We start from the raw sequence: 17,115 nt of genomic DNA, 5'->3' as shown, positions 1-17,115 counted from the left end.
CGCGCCGCCGTACAATCTAGAAGGGAGAAACGAGAATGGATAAGACAAAGACAGTCAAGACGCGGAAGACCCCAACTCCGGCTTTCGCCGTGATCTCCTTCCTGGTGATCGTGGCCGTGCTGGTGGCGCTCATCAACCTGGGCGTGGACACCACTATGTCCGTGTTCATCGCGGCCCTGATCGCCGTGGTAATCGCGCTCCTGCTGGATATCCCTTGGGCGGATGTGGAAAGGACGCTGTTGCGAGTGGTGTCCGACTGCATCCCGACATTTTTGATCGTCATCATGGTGGGCATGCTGGTGGGCATCTGGATGGCCGGCGGCACGGTCCCGGCCCTGATGTACTACGGCATGAAGCTGATCTCCCCGAAAATCCTGGTGCCCCTGGCCTTCGTCCTCAGCGGGCTGACGGCGGAGTTCACCGGAACCTCCTTCGGCAGCGTGGCGACCATGGGCATTGCCCTGGTGGGCGTGGCCTCCACTACTTCCATCCCGGTACCGCTGGTCATTGCTGCGGTGGTCTGCGGTGCCTGGTTCGGCGACAAGATGTCCCCTCTGTCCGACACCACGAACCTGGCCTCCGGTGTCAGCAGGGTTCCCCTGTATGACCACATCGGGTCCATGATGTACACCACTATTCCCGCTGCACTGGTGGCGCTGGTGCTGTTTACCGCCGCCGGCCTGATGCATAGCGGCGGCGAGATGGATACGACTCGCGCCAACCTGATCTGCGACACCCTGGCGGAGCACTTCAACCTCAATCCCATCCTGATCCTGCCCGCCATCCTGGTGCTGCTGGTGTCGGTGTTCAAGCTGCCGGCCCTGCTGGGTATGGGCCTCACTGTGGTGGTCAGCATCGTGTTCGCCATGGTATTTCAGGGAGTGAACTTTGTGGAGCTGATGAACTATGCGGCCAACGGCTTCACACTGTCTACCGGCGTGGACATTGTGGACCCGATGCTCAACCGCGGCGGCATTACCAGCATGACCGGTCTGCTGATCACCTTCATGGTAGCCAGCGTCATGGGCGGCATCATCACCGCCACCGGCATCCTGGACGTGCTGGCCAAGGACGTGCTGCTGAAGTTCATCAAGAGCCGCGGCGTCCTGGTGACCGTCACTCTGATCTACTGCTACATCGTCAACTTCCTCACGGCCGGCGGCCAGACCGTGGCCATCATCGTCACCGAGCAGACCTTCGAGGACGCCTTCGACCGCATGGGCATCCACCGCAGGGTCCTCTCCCGGACGCTGGAGGATGCGGGGACCCTGAGTGCACCCATCGTCCCCTGGGGCGTTGCCACGCTGTATGTGATGGAGGTACTGGGCTGCGGCACGGAGTATATCCCGTATTGCTGGTTCATCTTCATTGTACCCATCTTCTCCATCCTCTGCGCCTTCTCCGGCTTTGGTATATGGGACAAGGACGGCAACAAGATGTGGGGCAGGAAAAAGGCTGCTGCAAAGTGATTGAGTCTGCCTGACAATACGGGCCGGCCCGATTTTCGGACCGGCCCTTTTCGCGTGGCGCACCATGCCTGTTGCAAAGAACGGCGGCCTGCCGTATAATATTTCCATTGCAAGCACGGCCCGCCCTTCGGCGGCGGGGAAGGGAAGTGAACGGATTGGAAAAGGAGCATGGCCACACCCGCGTGGGCCTTTACGTCCAGGCCATGGCCAAGTGGCTGGCGGTGGCGCTGGTCACCGGCGTCTGCTGCGGCGTGGTGGGCTCCCTGTTCCACATCGGTGTGGAGCGGGCCACAGAGCTGCGGGAGCAACATCCCTGGCTGTTGTGGTGTCTGCCGGCGGCGGGACTGGTGATCGTGGCCTTCTACAAGCTGACAAAGACGGAGGGCCAGGGTACCAACGACATCATCGACGCGGTACACCACGGAAAGCCCCTGTCCATCTGGCTGCTGCCCGCCATCTTCCTGGGGACAATTCTCACCCACCTGTGCGGCGGCAGCGCCGGACGGGAGGGCGCGGCTCTCCAGATGGGCGGCACCATCGGCCGCCATGCGGGGAACCTTTTCAATCTGGATGACCGGGACCTGCGCACCGCCACCATGGCAGGCATGGCGGCGTTTTTCTCCGCCTTGTTCGGCACACCCCTTACCGCCACGGTGTTCGCCATCGTGGTCATCAGCATCGGCGTGGTGTACCACGTGGCGTTCATTCCATGTCTGACCGCCTCCCTGGTGGCCTACTGGATTTCTGTGGAGTTGGGGGTGGCGCCCACCCGCTTTTCTGTGGCGGCGCCGGAGCTGGAGAAGCTGATGCTGCTGCGGGTGGCGGTGCTGGGCGTAGGCTGCGCCCTGGTGTCCGTTCTGCTGTGCCGGACCCTGCACTTCGCGGAGCATCAGATGAAGAAGCGCCTGCCCAATGCCTGGCTCCGCGTCCTTGTCGGTGGCGGTGCGGTCATTGCCCTGACATACCTCTGCGGGACCCGGGATTACAACGGCGCGGGCATGGATCTCATTACCGCCGCCGTGGAGCAGGGCACTGCCCGGCCGGAGGCGTTTCTGCTGAAGATTCTGTTCACCGCGGTGACGCTCTCCGCAGGGTTCAAGGGCGGTGAGGTGGTGCCCTCCTTCTTCGTGGGGGCCACCTTCGGCTGTGTGGCGGGGCCGCTGCTGGGGATTCCGGCTGGCTTCGCCGCGGCGCTGGGGCTGGCCGCTGTGTTCTGCGGGGCCACCAACTGCCCGCTGGCCTCCATCTTCCTGTCCGTGGAGCTGTTCGGGGATGGTGGGCTGCTGTATTTTGCCCTGATCTGCGGCATCAGCTACATGCTCTCCGGCTACAATGGGCTGTACTCCAGCCAGACCATCGTCTACTCCAAGCTGAAGGCCCAGTATATCAATGTCCGCACCAACGCCTATCACGCCGGTGAGCCGGTGCCCCCCTTCCAGCAGGGAGGCGGGGAAGAGACGGAGAGGGATTGAGCACGTGCATTTTGGAAAAAGGGACGGCCGCTCACAGGGCGGCCGTCCCTTTCTAAAATGTGTTCACACCGGCGGAGCAGGATGAATGGCTCCGCTCAGGCATAGAATGAGAGCGGTGATGCGATGATGGAACTTTCCTGTGATCCGCTGGCCCTGACCACCGCTGTCAACACCCTGGCGGTCTCTCTGGCTGCCCGGCTGAACGACGAGGACCTGGAGCTGACAGCGGCGCTGCTGGTTCAGCTGGGAGAGACGCTGGAGACGATCTCCGTCCAGCGCCGCCGGACCCGCGGCGGGAGGTAGCGGCTTACTGTACCGGGCCTGTCAGCTCAGTGGGACAGGACTCGCCTGCGGCCATCTGACAGATGCCGCCGATGCCGCAGTCCACCATGCTGGACACGGCGGCATCGGTGTAAAAGGCCATGTGCTGGGTCATGATGACATTGCGGAACTGGTGGAGATAGAACCAGTTCCGATTGGGCAGAATGTCGACCCGGTGGTCGGCGTGGATGATGCCCTCGTCCCCCTCCACGGTGTCCATACCCAGGGCGCCGATTTTTCCCGTCTCGATCCCCTCAATCAGGGCCTCGATATCCGCCAGCTCGCCGCGGGAACAGTTGACGATTACCACGCCGTCCCGCATTTTGGCGATGGATTCCCGGTTGATGATGTGGCGGTTGGAGTCCAGCAGAGGCATGTGGAGGGTGATGACATCCGACTGGGCCAGAAGGGTGTCGAAGTCCACATAGGTGACCTGGGGTTCCACTGCCGGATTGCGCCGCAGGTCATAGGCCAGAATCCGGCAGCCGAAGCCGGAGAGATTTCGGGCAACCTGGGCGCCGATCCGGCCGGTGCCGATGATGCCGATGGTCAGATCCTTCATCTCGCGGCCCTGGAGGCCGGTGAGAGAGAAGTCGTTGACCTGCCCCCGCCACAGAGCCTGCTTGTAATGCCGCAGGCACATGAGGATCATCATGACGGTGAAGTCGGCCACGCCGTTGGGGGCATAGCTGGCGCTGCACACCCGCAGGCCGATGGATCGGGCGTGGTCCAGGTCAATGTGGTCATATCCGATGGTGCGGGTGGAGAGATACCGGATGCCGAGGGCGTGATAGGCATCCAGCAGGGCCGCGTCGATGCACCCCTGGCCCAGGATGGACACGCCGATGCAGCCGGCGGCCAGAGAGGCGTTCTCCAGTGTGGGCACCGCGTCTGTGACAGACAGCTCCACTCCGTGGAGCGCCGCCTGCTTCTCCAGGTCCGCCCGTTCGTCCGGGCGGGCCTCATAGACCATAATTTTCATAGATTCCTCCAACAGGTGGCCCCGTCAACCCTTCAGCAGGCGGCGGGCCACCTCCACATTCTTCTGCTCCATGGCCTGCAGGTTCCGCACGGCGGCGGCCTGGGCCTCCGGGTGGGCCGCCTGGGCTACGCACTGGTCCATCATGGCGCAGAGATTCTGCCCGGTCAGCTCTGCCAGATCCACGAACTGCTCCTGTCCGATATACCGCAGGAAGGCGGAGACCTTGGGGTCGTAGACAACGCCCGCCAGGGGGATCCCCTGCCCGGCGGCGAAGATCAGCGCGTGGAGCCGCATGGACACCACCGCCTGCATCCGGCTGAGGGCGCCGATGATGGTCCCGGCGCCGCCGGCATCGTCCAGGAAATAGTGGGGGATCGTCAGCCCGCGGGCGGCCAGCTGGCCCGCACCGGGGTCCAGATGCTTTTCCACCGCCACGAACACCGGCGTCAGACCATAGGTGCGGTAGGCGTATTCCGCCGCCGCGCCGAAGAGGGGGGCCTTCTCTTCAAACCCCTTCCACCGCCGCAGGGCAAAGCAGAGGTAATTGCCGTGGGGCGGGATACCGGCGCGCAGCAGCACGCTGTCGGTCTCGTCGTCCGGGGCCTTCTGCAGGATCAGCGCCGGGTCCGCAGTCAACAGGACCTCCGGCTCCGTCACCCCCATGGCCCGCAGTTCTTCCAAAGAGTCCGGCTCCCGCAGGGTGATGACATCCACATATTTGTTGATGATCTTCGCGGCCAGACTCCGGTGGCTCTCCCGGGTGACGGGGCCGATGCCGCAGCCGTACATCTGTACCCGGTTGCCTGCCCGCTTTGCCGCCCGGATATTGGCCAGATAGAACCACAGGGAGCGGCGGGAGGTCACGTCCTGGATCAGGCTGCCGCCGCCGTTGATGTACAGGCGGCTGTTCCACATGGCGGCGTGCCAGGCCAGGAAGTTGGAACGGTGCACCGCCCGCACCCGGTAGGTGAGCCGGGTGCTCCTGGGATCCTTGCTGAGCACGGTGATGGGCATGTCCGGGTCGATGGAGCGCATCTCCTGGAGGATGGCCTCCAGAATGGCGTCATCACCTGCGTTGCCCCGGCCGTAGGCGCCGCAGATCACCACGCCGTCCCGGGCGGAGGAGCGCCGCCGGTGGCGGCGGAGGATGGAGGCGTATATCTGCAGCTGGGTGGACACGGTCTTCTGAATAGAGAACTGGGTGGACGCCTTTTCATAGAGCTTTTCCCCCAAGCGGCGGCGCAATTCATCGTCATTGCCCAGGGCGGCCAGATCGTTGCCCAGGGCTTGCCAGTCGCCGGGCTGGAAGAGATAGCCGTTCACGTCCTGGTCGATGAGATAGGGGATGCCTCCCACGGCGGTGGAGACGGTAGCCAGATGGAACCGGGCCCCCTCCGTCAGGGCATAGGGGAAGGTCTCGGACAGGCTGGTGAGGGCGTTGATGTCCAGGGCGCTGTAAAACCGGTCCATGCCGCCGGAGATCCATCCGGCGAAGCACACCTGCCGCTCTACGCCCAGCTCTGCCGCCAAGGCGGTGAGCTTGTCCTTCTCCGGCCCGTCGCCGGCGATCAGCAGCCGCAGTCGGGGGCACTTGGCGTGGCCCGCGGCGAAGCCCCGCACCAGAGTGGCCATGTCCTTCACCGGATTCATCCGGGCGGCGATGCCTACCACCACAGAGTTCTCGTCCACATCTGCGCCCAGGCTCCTCAGGTACTCCAGCCGGTCCCCCTGGGTGGGCGGGGGCGTGAAGTCGATGCCGTTATAGATGGTGTAGAACCGGTCCGCCGGGAAGCCCCGGGAGATCAGCAGGTCCACCATGGCGTCGGACACGCCGATCCGGTAATCCAGCCGCCGCAGGGCCAGGGCGTTGATGGTGCCGAAGGTCAGATGGCTGAGGGGGCGGCCCATGTAGTCCAGGCGGTAGTCGCTGTGGACGGTGGTCACCACCGGCAGTCCCGTGACCTTGCGGAGCATGGCGCCGATCATGTTGGCCCGGGAGCCATGGCAGTGGATGATCTCGTAGCCGCCCTCCCGGATATAGGCCGCCAGCTTCCGCCGGGTGCGGAAGACGTTGTTGCCCCCGCAGATCATGGTGGGAATGCCCATCTGGCGGGCCTCCTCGGCAAAGGGGCCGTCCCGGAAGCACACCAGCTGGGCGGTGATGGTTTGATTCAGATGTTGCAGCAGGCTCAGCACATGGGTTTTTGCGCCGCCGGAGTCTCCGCCGCTGATGAGATGAATGACCTTCATGGAATGCCTTTCTTTCCGCTTTCCGCAAATAGGGGTTGTGAAATCGCGAGAAATATTATACAATACGAACCAGATATTGTCCAGACGACAAACGCCAAATACAGGCGCGTCCGCGCCTTTTACGGAGGAGACCATGGAACAGAAAGCAAAACGCGTTGGAAAGTTCAACATCATCGACATCATCGCCGTGATTTTGATCGTGGCGGTGGTGGCTTTTGGAGCCTGGAAGCTGCTGGGCAGCAGCGGCGGCACCGCCGCCGAGGACGGCGGCATGGTGAAGGTGACCTATGTGGTTAAGTGCGAGGGTGTGCCCACGGAGCTGTACGAGACCTGCCAGGCCCATCTGCCCTCTCCGCTGATGGCCTCCGGCGCTCTGGTGGGCGGCCAGATTGAGAGCGTGGAGATGGAGCCCTACTACGTGCTGGGCCCCGATGGGCAGTGGATCGAGGATCCGGAGCATGTGACGCTGCTCTTCACCGCCACCACGGAGACGCCTGCCGGCGAGGTCATGACCACCAAGGTGGGAGACCAGGAGGTCCGGATCGGCAAGACGGATTATATTTTGAAGAGTGAGTACATTGAGTTCTCCGGCGGCACCATCGTGGATGTCCAGTGGGAGGGACTGGCAGAAGAGTAACAGAAACGCATGAAAAGCAGAACAGGCGTCCGCCTCATTCCAAATGAGGCAGACGCCTGTTTTTCAGTTGAACGCACAGCTCTTTTACGTCTATGGGCTGTCCACCTGCAGAAGGGGCTTATCTCCACGCCTTCCAGGTGTCCCGGTTCAGCATGTTGGCGGGCATTTCTCCGCTCCGTGCCTGCCGGATGCTACTGGGAAAAAGGAATCCTGTTTTTCGTGCAGTTTCACGCCGCCAGGATCCCCTGCTGTGTACGGCGCGAGGATTACGTTGAGGAGCGCCCTCAGCCAGCTTGCTTGGGAAAATGGCTCTGCCTCAAAGACATCCGGGCAAGCGCCGGCGATCTGATGGTCGCTTAAAGCCTCGATCAGGACCTCTTCGTGAACGATCCCTCTTGGCCATGTTGACCAGAAAAGCAGACGGCTCTATCTTCGCCATACCCGGCCCCGGTTTGAATCATCCGCAGCTTCAGAGCCTTGTCCCCAAAAGAGGGAATCGGGATGTGTTCCGGGATGAGCGCATCCGCACTCTGCAAAAAGGGGCCGGACAGATCCGATTCGGTGATAAAAACCTCCCGGTCAGCGGGAAGGAATGCCCTGATCTGCGTGTCTGTGGCCGCAGGGAAGCGCCCGATGATGACGAGATTCATGGACGAATGCTCACAGGGAGTTCTTGCCCCGGGCCATATACTTGCCCGCCGGCGCCTCCACCAGGACCTTTCCGTTTTCCACGGAGAGCTGCCCCCGCAGCCACACCTGCCGGATGCCGCCGGCGGTGACGAAGCCTTCATAGGGGTTGTAGTCCACATTGGCCACGCAGTCCTCCGCTCGGATCACATGGCTGGCGCCGGGGTCGTAGACCACGATGTCCGCGTCGCTGCCGGGCCGCAGCACGCCCTTCCGGGGATAGAGACCATACAGCCGGGCGGGATTCTCGCTGAGCACCCGGCACATCTGGGCGGCGCTGATCTTCCGCTTGGCCACGCCGTAGGAGTACAGCAGCTCGCCCCGGGTCTCCACGCCGGGCAGGCCGCCTGGGATTTTGGTGAAGTCCTCCCGGCCCATGTCCTTCTGGGCCAGGGTGAAGGAGCAGTGGTCTGTGGACACGGTCTGGATAGCGCCCCGCCGCAGGCCCTTCCACAGGTGCTCCTGCTCGGCCTTGTCCCGCAGGGGCGGCGCGCACACATACCGGGCAGCGGCGGAGTAGTCCTCGTTGAAATACACGCTCTCGTCCAGCAGCAGGTACTGGGGACAGGTCTCCACATACACGGTCTGGCCCCGCTTCCGGGCGTGGTCCACCTCCAGCAGGGCCTCCCGGTTGGTGAGGTGGACGATGACCACCGGCGCGTCCGCTGCCTGGGCGATCCGCAGCAGGCGGCTCACTGCCTCAGCCTCCAGATAGGGCGGTCGGGTGCGGGGGTGGGAGGCGGGGGAGAGCTCTCCGGCGGCCTTCCGCTCGGCGATCATGCCGTCAATGACACCGGCGTTCTCGCAGTGGAAGCCGGCGATGCCCCCCAGCCGCTTCAGCTCCTTCAGTGCCCAGTAGATGTCCCGGTCGCCGATCATCATGGCGGGATAGGTGAGATACATCTTGAAAGAAGAGATGCCCTGGGCGAACATGTCCGGCAGCTCTGCCCGGATGGACTCGTTCCAGTCGTCGATGGTCATGTGGAAGCCGTAGTCGCAGAAAGTCCTGCCGTCCGCCTTCTGATGCCACAGGTCCAGGCCGTGGTGCAGGGACTCGCCCTTGTTGGGGCAGGCGAAGTCGATGACCGTAGTAGTGCCGCCCCGCAGGGCCGCCCGGGAGCCGGTGCAGAAATCATCCGCCGTGGTGGTGTTCGCCACATCCAGGTCAAAGTGGGTGTGGGCGTCGATAAAGCCGGGGAAGAGGAAACAGCCGGAGACATCCACCTCCCGGTCTGCGGCTTGAGGTCCCCGGCCCACCCAGGCGATCTTCTCCCCGTCCAGCAGCAGGTCGGCCCGCCGCTGTCCGGCACCGGTGATGATGGTCCCGCCCCTGAGCAATGTGGTCATAAATATACCTCCTTGTGTGTCTGCGGCACGATGCGGCCGCCCGGCGGCAGGCTGCCGGGAAGCTCCGGCAGACGCTTTTTTTCAGTATAACACCCGCCGCAAGGGAATGCCAGAAGTGCGGGTAGAAAAAAATTGCGCTTCTTCTACAAAAAACGTGGGATATTTCTGGTGGTTTTTTTCGAAAAATCCGCGAAGTCCCCTCTGTCCATTTTTTCCAGATGTGCTATACTATATCCATACCACGGGAGGTCATCTCCCGCGCTTTCAGAGGAGGTAACAGAATGAAAAAGAAAGTCTTGTCCCTGCTGCTGGCGGTGGTCATGACGTTCTCCCTGGCCGTCACCGCCAATGCGGCGGAAGAGACGGCACAGGATCTGGACGGCGACATCGTCATCCTGCACACCAATGATGTGCATGGCGCCATCAGCGGCTATGCCAAAGTGGCCGCGCTGAAGGACGCCTACGAGGCCCGCGGCGCCTACGTCCTGCTGATGGACGCCGGTGACTTCATCCAGGGCGATCCCACCGTCAGCACGTCTGAGGGCGCCACCGCCGTGGAGCTGATGAACCTGGCCGGCTACGACGTGGCCAGCATGGGCAACCATGAGTTCGACTACGGCTACCAGAACCTCAAGGATCTGGAGGCGGACGCCGACTTCACCATCGTGGACGCCAATGTCCTGTACAACGGCCAGGTGGCCTTTGAGGACAACGTGGTCTTCACCGCGCCCGACGGCACCAAGATCGGCGTGTTCGGCCTGGACACCCCGGAGACCGCAACCAAGGCCCACCCCGCCAAGATCCAGGGCGTGACCTTCCTGGCCGGCGATAAGATGTTCGACTGCGCGCAGGATCAGGTGGACGCACTGGAGGCAGAGGGCTGCGAGTACATCATCTGCCTGGGCCACCTGGGCATCGATGCCGAGTCCACCGGCAACCGCTCCATCGACCTGCTGGAGAAGGTGGAGGGCATCGACGTGTTCATCGACGGCCACTCTCACTCCACCCTTGAGGACGTGAAGGCCGCCGCTGGCGGTACCGGGAAGGTGGGCGACACTCTGGTGACCTCTACCGGCACCAAGCTGGAGAGCGTGGGCGTGGTCACCATCGATGCCGACGGCACCATCACCACCGCCACTACCCCCGTTGCCGACCTGACCGCCACGGACGCTGATGTGGCTGCCCGCGCCGCCAAGATCCAGGCGGAGATCGACAAGGAATACGGCACGGTGTTTGCAAAGACCGAAGTGGCCCTGAACGGCGAGAAGGAGCCCGGTAACCGTACCGAGGAGACCAACCTGGGCGACCTGATCTGCGACGCTCTGGTCTGGGGCGCCGAGCGTGAGGGCACTGAGGTGGACGCGGCTGTCACCAACGGCGGCGGCATCCGCGCCTCCATCGCCGCCGGCGACATCACCAAGAAGGATATCAACACTGTGCTGCCCTTCGGCAACACCCTCTCCATCGTGAAAGTCACCGGCGCCGAGCTGCTGGAGGCTCTGGAGGCTTCCACCTACTGCACGCCCACCTCTATCGGCGGCTTCCCCCAGGTGAGCGGCATCGAGTTCACCGTGGACACCACCAAGGCCTATGACCAGGGCGAGCAGTATCCCGGCTCCACCTACTACGGCCCCAAGAGCATCCAGCGCGTCACCATCGAGACTGTGGGCGGCGAGCCCTTTGATGCCAACGCCACCTACACCATCGCCACCAACGACTTCATGGCCGCCGGCGGCGACACCTACTATGCGTTCGCGGCTGCCTCCGTCAACTATGACCTGGGCCTCTCCATGGATGAGGTGGTCATGGACTACATCACCGACGAGCTAAAGGGCACCGTCACCGAAGAGGCCTACGGTCAGCCCGCTGGCCGCATCACTGTTGACCAGGGCCTGGCCTTCACCGACGTGGCGGCGACCTCTCCCTACTATGACGGCATTGAGTGGGCCGTGGACGAGGGCATCACCAACGGCACCACCGCCACCACCTTCTCTCCCTACCAGAACTGCACCCGTGCCCAGATCATCACCTATCTGTGGCGCGCCGCCGGTTCTCCGGAGCCTGCTAGCACGGAACCCGCCTATACCGATGTGACGGACACCAGCCTGTACTTCTTCAAGGCCGTCCAGTGGGTCAGTGAGCAGGGCTTGGTGGAAGGCGAGACCTTTGATCCCTATGCGGGCTGCACCCGCGCCATGGCGGTGTACTTCATGTGGGTTGCCGCCGACAGCCCCGAGGCTGCTGCCGCTTCCTTCACCGACGTGGCCGCTGACGCGGACTACGCCGCCGCGGTGAACTGGGCCGTGGCCCAGGGCGTCACCCTCGGCACCGGTGACGGCAGCACGTTCTCTCCCGACACCGTCTGCCAGCGGGGCCAGATTGTGACCTTCCTGTACCGGGCCGCCAACGCTGCTGCCTGAGCGACAGAAGTCAGATCTTCTCAAATCACAAAACAACAGCCGCAGGGAACGCTCCCTGCGGCTGTTGTCTATCTGCCTTACCGGCCCCGCCGGCTGTACTCCAGAATAGGGATGCCGTCTGAGACCGTGCAGCGGTCCAGATGGAGTTCCACCGGCGGAATCCCCTCCTGAAACAGCCGCCGGCCCTTGCCCCGGATCACCGGCAGGATGCCGACGATATACCGGTCTACGGCGTCGGCGCGAATGAAGTCGGAGGCCAGCTCTCCACCGCCGAACAGCCAGATGTGCTTGCCGGGCCGGTCCTTCAGCGCCAGAACTTCCGCCACCACATCGGCGGAGAGAAAGACAACCCTGCCCTCCGGCGCCCGAGGTGTCCGGGAGGCCACCAGGAATCGCTTTTCCGCCGCTTCGGGCAGAGAACTAAGGCAGTCCTCATAAGCCTTTCGACCCATAACGATGGTGTCGCAGGATGCCAGGAAGCCGTCGAAGTCGAAGTGGTCCGCCGTGTCGGCCCGGACATCTCCCTGGCCGCTGATCCATGCGAAGCCGCCGTCCTCATCGCAAATGAAGCCATCCAGGCTGATTGCCAGATTCAAGATGATGTCCCGTGCCATACATGTCCTCCTGTCAAAAAGATGGGAGAACGATCATACCACATCTCGCCGTCTGCTGGCAAGTCCCGCAGGCGGACAAAAAATGCCGTGGCCGGAGGCAGCTGCCTCCGGCCACGGACCGTTCACTTCATCTCCGCACTCTTCTCATAGGCGGCGATGACCGCCTCCATCACTGCGCTGCGGAACCCGCCGGCCTCCAGCGCCCGGACGCCCTGGATGGTGGCGCCGCCGGGGGAACAGACCGCATCCTTCAGCGCACCGGGATGGCGGCCCGTCTCCAGCATCAGCCGCGCGGCGCCGATCAGCGTCTGGGCGGCGCACTCCATCGCCATGGGACGGGTGAGGCCGCAGGCCACGCCGCCGTCCGCCATGGCCTCGATGAAGAGGTCCACAAAGGCCGGTCCGCAGCCGGCCACGGCGCTGCCGGCGTCCATCAGATGGTCGTCCAGGGGCAGCAGCCGCCCGGCGCCTGCCATGTTCTCCAGGAACGCCGCTTCCTCCTCCGCCGTGACGCCGTCGCAGGTGTAGAAGATCACGCCCTCCCCGATGGCAGAGGGGGTATTGGGCATGATGCGGATCAGGGGCCAGTCCCCGCAGCCCCGCTCCCGCAGGTCGGGGATGGTGAGGGCCGCCGCCATGGACACCAGCACGAACCGGTCCTTCCGCGCCGCCAGCACGGGGCCGATCTTCTCCATCAGCCCTGCCACCATATAGGGCTTCACGCCCAGGAAGATGTAATCTGCCCCAGCGGCCACCGCCGCATTGTCCACAGCCCGGCAGTCCAGCTCCTGGGCCAGGGCCTCCGCTTTGGTGGCGGAGCGGTTCGCCAACAGGATCTCTCCGCCGGACAGCCGCTTGCGGGCCGCCCGGGCCAGGGCGCCGCCCATATTTCCGGTGCCGATAAAACCAAATGTCGCCATTGTGCATCAACCTCTTTTTTCAAATCAGAATCAGATGTTCAGCTTCGCTTTTTTCCGCAGCACCATCCTGTCGGACCCAGGGCCGCGCCGCCCAGGATCACCAGTCCGTAAACAGCGCAGGGAAGGTACAGCTGCACCAGTGCTATTCCGGTACCAGGCCCGCCGGAGACAGTGCGCATCTGCAGGTACAGCCCCATCGCCGCAGCGGAACAGACCGCCGACGGGATGCCCAGCGCCTGCTTCAGGTGTCCGGCGGGGATGAGCAGCACGGTCGACAGAAGCGCTGCAGCCAGCAGGGAGAGAATGATCGCCGCCATAGAGACCATCCCCTCTTGGCGTTTTAACTTCCGGCAGGCGCTTACCGCACCTGTCCTTCACCGTAAATGACGTACTTGCAGCTGGTCAGCTCCTCCAGTCCCATGGGGCCCCGGGCGTGCATCTTCTGGGTGGAAATGCCGATCTCCGCCCCCAGACCGAACTCGCCGCCGTCTGTGAACCGGGTGGAGGCGTTGACGTACACCGCCGCCGCATCCACGTGGTCCAGGAAGTGCTGGGCCTTGAAGTAGTTCTTCGTGATGATGGCCTCGGAGTGCTGGGTGCCGTGGGCATTGATGAAATCGATGGCCTCATCCATGCCGCCTGCCGTCTTGACAGCCAGGATGTAGTCGTCGTACTCGGCGTCCCAGTCGCTGTCTTCTGCCGGTACCGCCCGGGTGCCCAGGATCTCCAGGGCCTCCGGGTCCGCCCGCAGCTCCACGCCCTTCTCATCCAGAAGGGGAAGGGCCTTTTTCCAGAAGTCCGCCGCCACGTCCCGGTGGACCAGCACGCACTCCACGGCGTTGCACACAGAGGGACGGGAGCACTTGGCATTGAAGAGGATGCTGGCACCCATGTCCAGGTCTGCCTCATCGTCGATATAGATGTGGCACACGCCCTCGCCGGTGCGGATCACTGGTACGCTGGCCTCCTTGGCCACGGCCCGGATCAGCCCGGCGCCACCCCGGGGGATCAGCACGTCCACATAGCCGTCCAGGTGCATCAGCTCATTGGCGGTCTCGTGGCTGGTGTCCTGTACCAGGGAGATGCAGTCCTCCGGCAGACCTACGGACCGCAGGGCCTGACGCATCAGCTCCGCCACACAGCGGTTGGAGCGGATGGCCTCCTTGCCGCCTCGGAGGATACACACATTGCCGGACTTCAGGCACAGCGCCGCAGCGTCTACGGTGACGTTGGGCCGGGCCTCAAAGATGATGGCGATGACCCCCAGGGGCACCCGCCGCCGGCCGATGATAAGGCCGTTGGGCCGGGTTTCCATCTTGTCCACTCTGCCGATGGGATCCGGAAGGGCAGCCACCTGCCGCACGCCGTCCACGATGCCTGCCACCCGTTCCGGCGTCAGGGTCAGCCGGTCCAGCATGGCGGGGCGCATCCCCGCCTCCTTCGCGGCGGCCACGTCCTCTGCGTTGGCGGAGAGCCACTCTGTCTGCCGCTCTGTCAGAACGTCCGCAATGGCATTCAGCGCCGCGTTTTTCCTGGCCGTCCCGGCGGTGGCCAGAACGTAGGTGGCGGCCTTTGCCGCCTGTCCCTGCTGCTGTAATGCTGTCATATCGTCACACCTTTCTTGAAAGAGGAATTAGGAGTTGGAAATTTAGGGGTCCGGCGGATCCGGACGAATTTCAAATCATTCCGCTGGGGGTGCAATCCATCAATTCCTAGTTTTCCCCGATACAAATCGCGTTCCAATGTCCTTTCCCTCCGCGATGCCATACAGGTCTTCCATCCGTCTGCCGTTGGTGATGACCATATCGCACCCGGCCTCCATGGCAATGCGGGCAGCGGAGAGCTTGGTGGCCATGCCGCCGGTGCCCCGCCAGCTGCCGGCGCCGCCGGCCATCTCCAGGATCTCCGGCGTCAGCTCCGTCACCTGGTGTAGGAGCTTTGCCTCCGGGTGAGTCTTGGGGTCCGCGTCGTACAGCCCATCGATGTCGCTGAGCAGTACCAGCAGATCCGCCCGGCACAGCTCCGCCACGATGGCAGAGAGGGTGTCGTTATCGCCCAGGACCTTATGGCGTCCGGTCTCGATCTCGGCGGAGGAGACGGAGTCATTCTCGTTCACCACAGGGATGACCCCCATCTCCAGCAGGGCGGAGAAGGTGTTGGACAGGTGCTCCGCCCGCTCCGGGTCCTCCACATCATCTCCTGTCAGCAGGATCTGGGCCATGGAGCGGTTGTACTCGGAGAAGAATTTGTCGTAAATGTGCATCATCCGGCACTGGCCCACCGCAGCGGCTGCCTGCTTCATCCGCAGCTCCTTCGGCCGCTCGGACAGCCCCAGCTTGGCGGTGCCCACAGCGATGGCACCGGAGGACACCAGGATCACCTCATGCCCCATGCCCTGGAGATCCGCCAGGGTCCGCACCAGATGTTCCATGCTCCAAAGGTCCAACGCGCCGGAGTTATGGGTGAGGGTGGAGGTGCCCACCTTCACCACAATACGCTGTTTGTTCTGTTCCAAAGTTATGTTCCTCCTTGGGTGGTAATTGGTATCATATCGCTGATCCCCAGCAGTTCCAAGGCGTCCTGGTAGTCCCCGGAGGTGACGTTTTCCTCCAGCTGGGCCATGATCTCCTTGTAGGAAAGTCCAGTTTCAATATCCCACAGGGAACGGCAGATAGTCAGTATCTGAGAAAGTGCCTCCAGATCCAGATAATTGCTCTCCAATAGCGTTTCCTCTAGTGCCAAGAGATAGAGATACACGTGGGGATGCGGGGAAGTCTCTCTCCCGGCGTTGGAGACATAGTCCTGTTTGAGGGCAACAGAGGTCCGCCGCACCCGGACTAGGTTTTCCTGAATGCGATCATCCTCCAAGGGAGCCTCCAGGGCAAGAATATCCGGATCACCCAGATCCTCAGATAGGGCACAAAGGTACTGGTCCAGCATTTGCAGGCTCCGTCGGAAGGCTTCCCGTTGCCCCACCGCTTCTTGCTCCACCTGAACAGAGGTCCCCATTCCAAAAGCCATAACTAGAGCGGCGCAAACAATCAGGATCTGAGCCCAGGGGATTTGAAAATGCTGTTTCATAGGAATCTCCTTATTGAGAAGGGCCAGAGTAGAAGATTAGATACTTTAGATATTTTATCATATCACAGTAACCGGCAAAAAGAAAGTCCAGCGCGTACTTTTCATAAAATTGCAGAGAATACCGGGGAAAAGGAGGGTTTACCATGACAGAACGCACCAAACCTGCGGACACCACAGAGGAAAATGACGAGAGCGGAAAGGACGGCGCCCAGCAGATCGTGGACTTCGGCTCCGCCCTGACCAAAACGCCCCACGGCTCCGTGTACTGCATGACCATCATCGGCCAGATCGAGGGCCACAACACCGCCGCCAGCGGTGCCAAGACCACCAAGTACGAGCATGTGCTGCCCCTGCTGGCCAAGCTGGAGGAGAGCGACGAGGTGAACGGCGTCCTCTTCCTGCTGAATACCGTGGGCGGCGACGTGGAGGCGGGCCTTGCCATCGCGGAGCTGATCGCCGGCATGACAAAGCCTACGGTCTCCATCGTCCTGGGAGGAAGCCATTCCATCGGCGTGCCTTTGGCAGTGGCTGCCCGACGGAGCTTTGCCGTCCCCAGCGCCGCCATGACCATCCACCCGGTCCGCATGAGCGGCACGGTCATCGCCGCCCCCCAGACCTACAACTACTTCCAGCGGCTTCAGGATCGGATCGTGGCCTTCGTCTCCAGCCACAGCCAGATCACGGCTCAGAAGTTCCAGGCCCTGATGCTGAAAAAGGACGATATGGCCGCCGACGTTGGCAGTGTGGTCTATGGAGAGGAGGCAGTGTCCCTGGGCATCATCGACCAGGTGGGCGGCCTCTCTGACGGACTCCAGTGCCTCTACCGCCAGATCGAGGAGGCCAAAGGAAAGCGGGAGACATCCTGACCTCAAACCGCGGGACAGGAAAAACGGCAGGCGGGGAGCCTACGGGCTC

Annotated in this window: 17 protein-coding genes; 6 read left to right on the top strand and 11 right to left on the bottom strand. The window is 63.0% G+C overall.

Translation table 11 applies throughout. From position 1 onward, the window contains the following. The first annotated feature begins 35 nt into the window (after positions 1–35). The 3 genes from nhaC (at position 36) to EIO64_RS03265 (ending at position 3,244) form a co-directional block, all read left to right on the top strand. Positions 36–1,469 (top strand): Na+/H+ antiporter NhaC, encoded by a 1,434-nt coding sequence (gene nhaC, locus EIO64_RS03275; protein ID WP_021748223.1) that lies wholly within the window; start codon positions 36–38, stop codon positions 1,467–1,469. A gap of 203 nt (positions 1,470–1,672) precedes the next feature. Next, on the top strand, positions 1,673–2,941 hold the full coding sequence (locus EIO64_RS03270) for a chloride channel protein (RefSeq protein ID WP_051319955.1): 1,269 nt from the start codon (positions 1,673–1,675) through the stop codon (positions 2,939–2,941). Positions 2,942–3,064: 123 nt separating this feature from the next. Then, positions 3,065–3,244, top strand: a complete 180-nt coding sequence (locus EIO64_RS03265; protein ID WP_021748221.1) for a DUF6774 domain-containing protein — start codon at positions 3,065–3,067, stop codon at positions 3,242–3,244. 4 nt (positions 3,245–3,248) lie between these two features. Here the strand turns inward: EIO64_RS03265 and EIO64_RS03260 are convergent, their stop codons facing one another. Together EIO64_RS03260 and csaB are read right to left on the bottom strand one after the other, a co-directional pair. Beyond that, positions 3,249–4,244: a D-isomer specific 2-hydroxyacid dehydrogenase family protein gene (locus tag EIO64_RS03260; protein ID WP_021748220.1), complete on the bottom strand. Its 996-nt coding sequence runs from the start codon at positions 4,242–4,244 to the stop codon at positions 3,249–3,251. A 24-nt stretch (positions 4,245–4,268) separates the two neighbouring features. Further along, positions 4,269–6,494 (bottom strand): polysaccharide pyruvyl transferase CsaB, encoded by a 2,226-nt coding sequence (gene csaB / locus EIO64_RS03255; RefSeq protein WP_119311334.1) that lies wholly within the window; start codon positions 6,492–6,494, stop codon positions 4,269–4,271. 133 nt (positions 6,495–6,627) lie between these two features. Between csaB and EIO64_RS03250 the strand changes: the two genes are divergently transcribed. Continuing rightward, the gene (locus EIO64_RS03250) at positions 6,628–7,131 is read left to right on the top strand and encodes a DUF4330 domain-containing protein (RefSeq protein ID WP_036629708.1); all 504 of its coding nucleotides are present in this window, start codon (positions 6,628–6,630) and stop codon (positions 7,129–7,131) included. 147 nt (positions 7,132–7,278) lie between these two features. Here EIO64_RS03250 and EIO64_RS19160 read toward each other — a convergent pair whose 3' ends face one another. From EIO64_RS19160 to hydA, 3 genes are read right to left on the bottom strand one after another with little or no spacing between them, the layout of a single operon-like run. After that, complete coding sequence (locus tag EIO64_RS19160) at positions 7,279–7,476, bottom strand: hypothetical protein (protein WP_353955521.1); 198 nt, start codon at positions 7,474–7,476, stop codon at positions 7,279–7,281. Between the two features lie 23 nt (positions 7,477–7,499). Continuing rightward, positions 7,500–7,781, bottom strand: coding sequence for a hypothetical protein (locus tag EIO64_RS03245; RefSeq protein WP_119311333.1), 282 nt, complete (start codon positions 7,779–7,781; stop codon positions 7,500–7,502). Positions 7,782–7,791: 10 nt separating this feature from the next. Beyond that, positions 7,792–9,165, bottom strand: coding sequence for a dihydropyrimidinase (gene hydA, locus EIO64_RS03240; RefSeq protein ID WP_021748215.1), 1,374 nt, complete (start codon positions 9,163–9,165; stop codon positions 7,792–7,794). 281 nt (positions 9,166–9,446) lie between these two features. On the opposite strand from hydA, the gene EIO64_RS03235 reads away from it, so the two are divergent. Then, positions 9,447–11,585, top strand: coding sequence for a 5'-nucleotidase C-terminal domain-containing protein (locus tag EIO64_RS03235; RefSeq protein ID WP_249390781.1), 2,139 nt, complete (start codon positions 9,447–9,449; stop codon positions 11,583–11,585). Positions 11,586–11,662: 77 nt separating this feature from the next. Here EIO64_RS03235 and EIO64_RS03230 read toward each other — a convergent pair whose 3' ends face one another. From EIO64_RS03230 to EIO64_RS03205, 6 genes are all read right to left on the bottom strand, one after another. Next, positions 11,663–12,199, bottom strand: a complete 537-nt coding sequence (locus tag EIO64_RS03230; RefSeq protein WP_021748212.1) for a dihydrofolate reductase family protein — start codon at positions 12,197–12,199, stop codon at positions 11,663–11,665. A gap of 122 nt (positions 12,200–12,321) precedes the next feature. After that, a complete protein-coding gene (gene proC, locus EIO64_RS03225; RefSeq protein WP_119311331.1) occupies positions 12,322–13,119 on the bottom strand; it encodes a pyrroline-5-carboxylate reductase in 798 nt (265 codons plus the stop codon). Positions 13,120–13,157: 38 nt separating this feature from the next. Next, the gene (locus EIO64_RS03220; RefSeq protein ID WP_025545159.1) at positions 13,158–13,436 is read right to left on the bottom strand and encodes a hypothetical protein; all 279 of its coding nucleotides are present in this window, start codon (positions 13,434–13,436) and stop codon (positions 13,158–13,160) included. A 41-nt stretch (positions 13,437–13,477) separates the two neighbouring features. Then, positions 13,478–14,725 (bottom strand): glutamate-5-semialdehyde dehydrogenase, encoded by a 1,248-nt coding sequence (locus EIO64_RS03215; protein ID WP_021748208.1) that lies wholly within the window; start codon positions 14,723–14,725, stop codon positions 13,478–13,480. 99 nt (positions 14,726–14,824) lie between these two features. Next, on the bottom strand, positions 14,825–15,640 hold the full coding sequence (gene proB / locus EIO64_RS03210) for a glutamate 5-kinase (protein WP_119311330.1): 816 nt from the start codon (positions 15,638–15,640) through the stop codon (positions 14,825–14,827). Further along, positions 15,637–16,200 (bottom strand): hypothetical protein, encoded by a 564-nt coding sequence (locus EIO64_RS03205; protein WP_119311329.1) that lies wholly within the window; start codon positions 16,198–16,200, stop codon positions 15,637–15,639. Before EIO64_RS03205 ends, proB begins: the two co-directional genes overlap by 4 nt. 143 nt (positions 16,201–16,343) lie before the next feature. On the opposite strand from EIO64_RS03205, the gene EIO64_RS03200 reads away from it, so the two are divergent. Continuing rightward, positions 16,344–17,066, top strand: coding sequence for a ClpP family protease (locus tag EIO64_RS03200; RefSeq protein ID WP_036628435.1), 723 nt, complete (start codon positions 16,344–16,346; stop codon positions 17,064–17,066). Positions 17,067–17,115 lie beyond the last annotated feature (49 nt).

It is taken from the genome of Dysosmobacter welbionis (genome assembly GCF_005121165.3).
GTDB classification, from domain to species: domain Bacteria; phylum Bacillota; class Clostridia; order Oscillospirales; family Oscillospiraceae; genus Oscillibacter; species Oscillibacter welbionis.
Note: the sequence above shows the minus strand (reverse complement) of the source record. Positions and strands in the feature narration are given on the sequence as shown.

Bases quoted from the DNA above. Each gene is read 5' to 3' on its own strand.
- EIO64_RS03265 (WP_021748221.1), top strand. From the start codon at position 3,065: ATGATGGAACTTTCCTGTGATCCGCTGGCCCTGACCACCGCTGTCAAC.
- nhaC (WP_021748223.1), top strand. From the start codon at position 36: ATGGATAAGACAAAGACAGTCAAGACGCGGAAGACCCCAACTCCGGCT.
- EIO64_RS03205 (WP_119311329.1), bottom strand. From the start codon at position 16,200: ATGAAACAGCATTTTCAAATCCCCTGGGCTCAGATCCTGATTGTTTGC.
- EIO64_RS03235 (WP_249390781.1), top strand. From the start codon at position 9,447: ATGAAAAAGAAAGTCTTGTCCCTGCTGCTGGCGGTGGTCATGACGTTC.
- EIO64_RS03250 (WP_036629708.1), top strand. From the start codon at position 6,628: ATGGAACAGAAAGCAAAACGCGTTGGAAAGTTCAACATCATCGACATC.
- EIO64_RS03260 (WP_021748220.1), bottom strand. From the start codon at position 4,244: ATGAAAATTATGGTCTATGAGGCCCGCCCGGACGAACGGGCGGACCTG.
- hydA (WP_021748215.1), bottom strand. From the start codon at position 9,165: ATGACCACATTGCTCAGGGGCGGGACCATCATCACCGGTGCCGGACAG.
- proC (WP_119311331.1), bottom strand. From the start codon at position 13,119: ATGGCGACATTTGGTTTTATCGGCACCGGAAATATGGGCGGCGCCCTG.
- EIO64_RS03215 (WP_021748208.1), bottom strand. From the start codon at position 14,725: ATGACAGCATTACAGCAGCAGGGACAGGCGGCAAAGGCCGCCACCTAC.
- EIO64_RS03245 (WP_119311333.1), bottom strand. From the start codon at position 7,781: ATGAATCTCGTCATCATCGGGCGCTTCCCTGCGGCCACAGACACGCAG.
- EIO64_RS03230 (WP_021748212.1), bottom strand. From the start codon at position 12,199: ATGGCACGGGACATCATCTTGAATCTGGCAATCAGCCTGGATGGCTTC.
- csaB (WP_119311334.1), bottom strand. From the start codon at position 6,494: ATGAAGGTCATTCATCTCATCAGCGGCGGAGACTCCGGCGGCGCAAAA.
- EIO64_RS03200 (WP_036628435.1), top strand. From the start codon at position 16,344: ATGACAGAACGCACCAAACCTGCGGACACCACAGAGGAAAATGACGAG.
- EIO64_RS03270 (WP_051319955.1), top strand. From the start codon at position 1,673: ATGGCCAAGTGGCTGGCGGTGGCGCTGGTCACCGGCGTCTGCTGCGGC.
- EIO64_RS03220 (WP_025545159.1), bottom strand. From the start codon at position 13,436: ATGGCGGCGATCATTCTCTCCCTGCTGGCTGCAGCGCTTCTGTCGACC.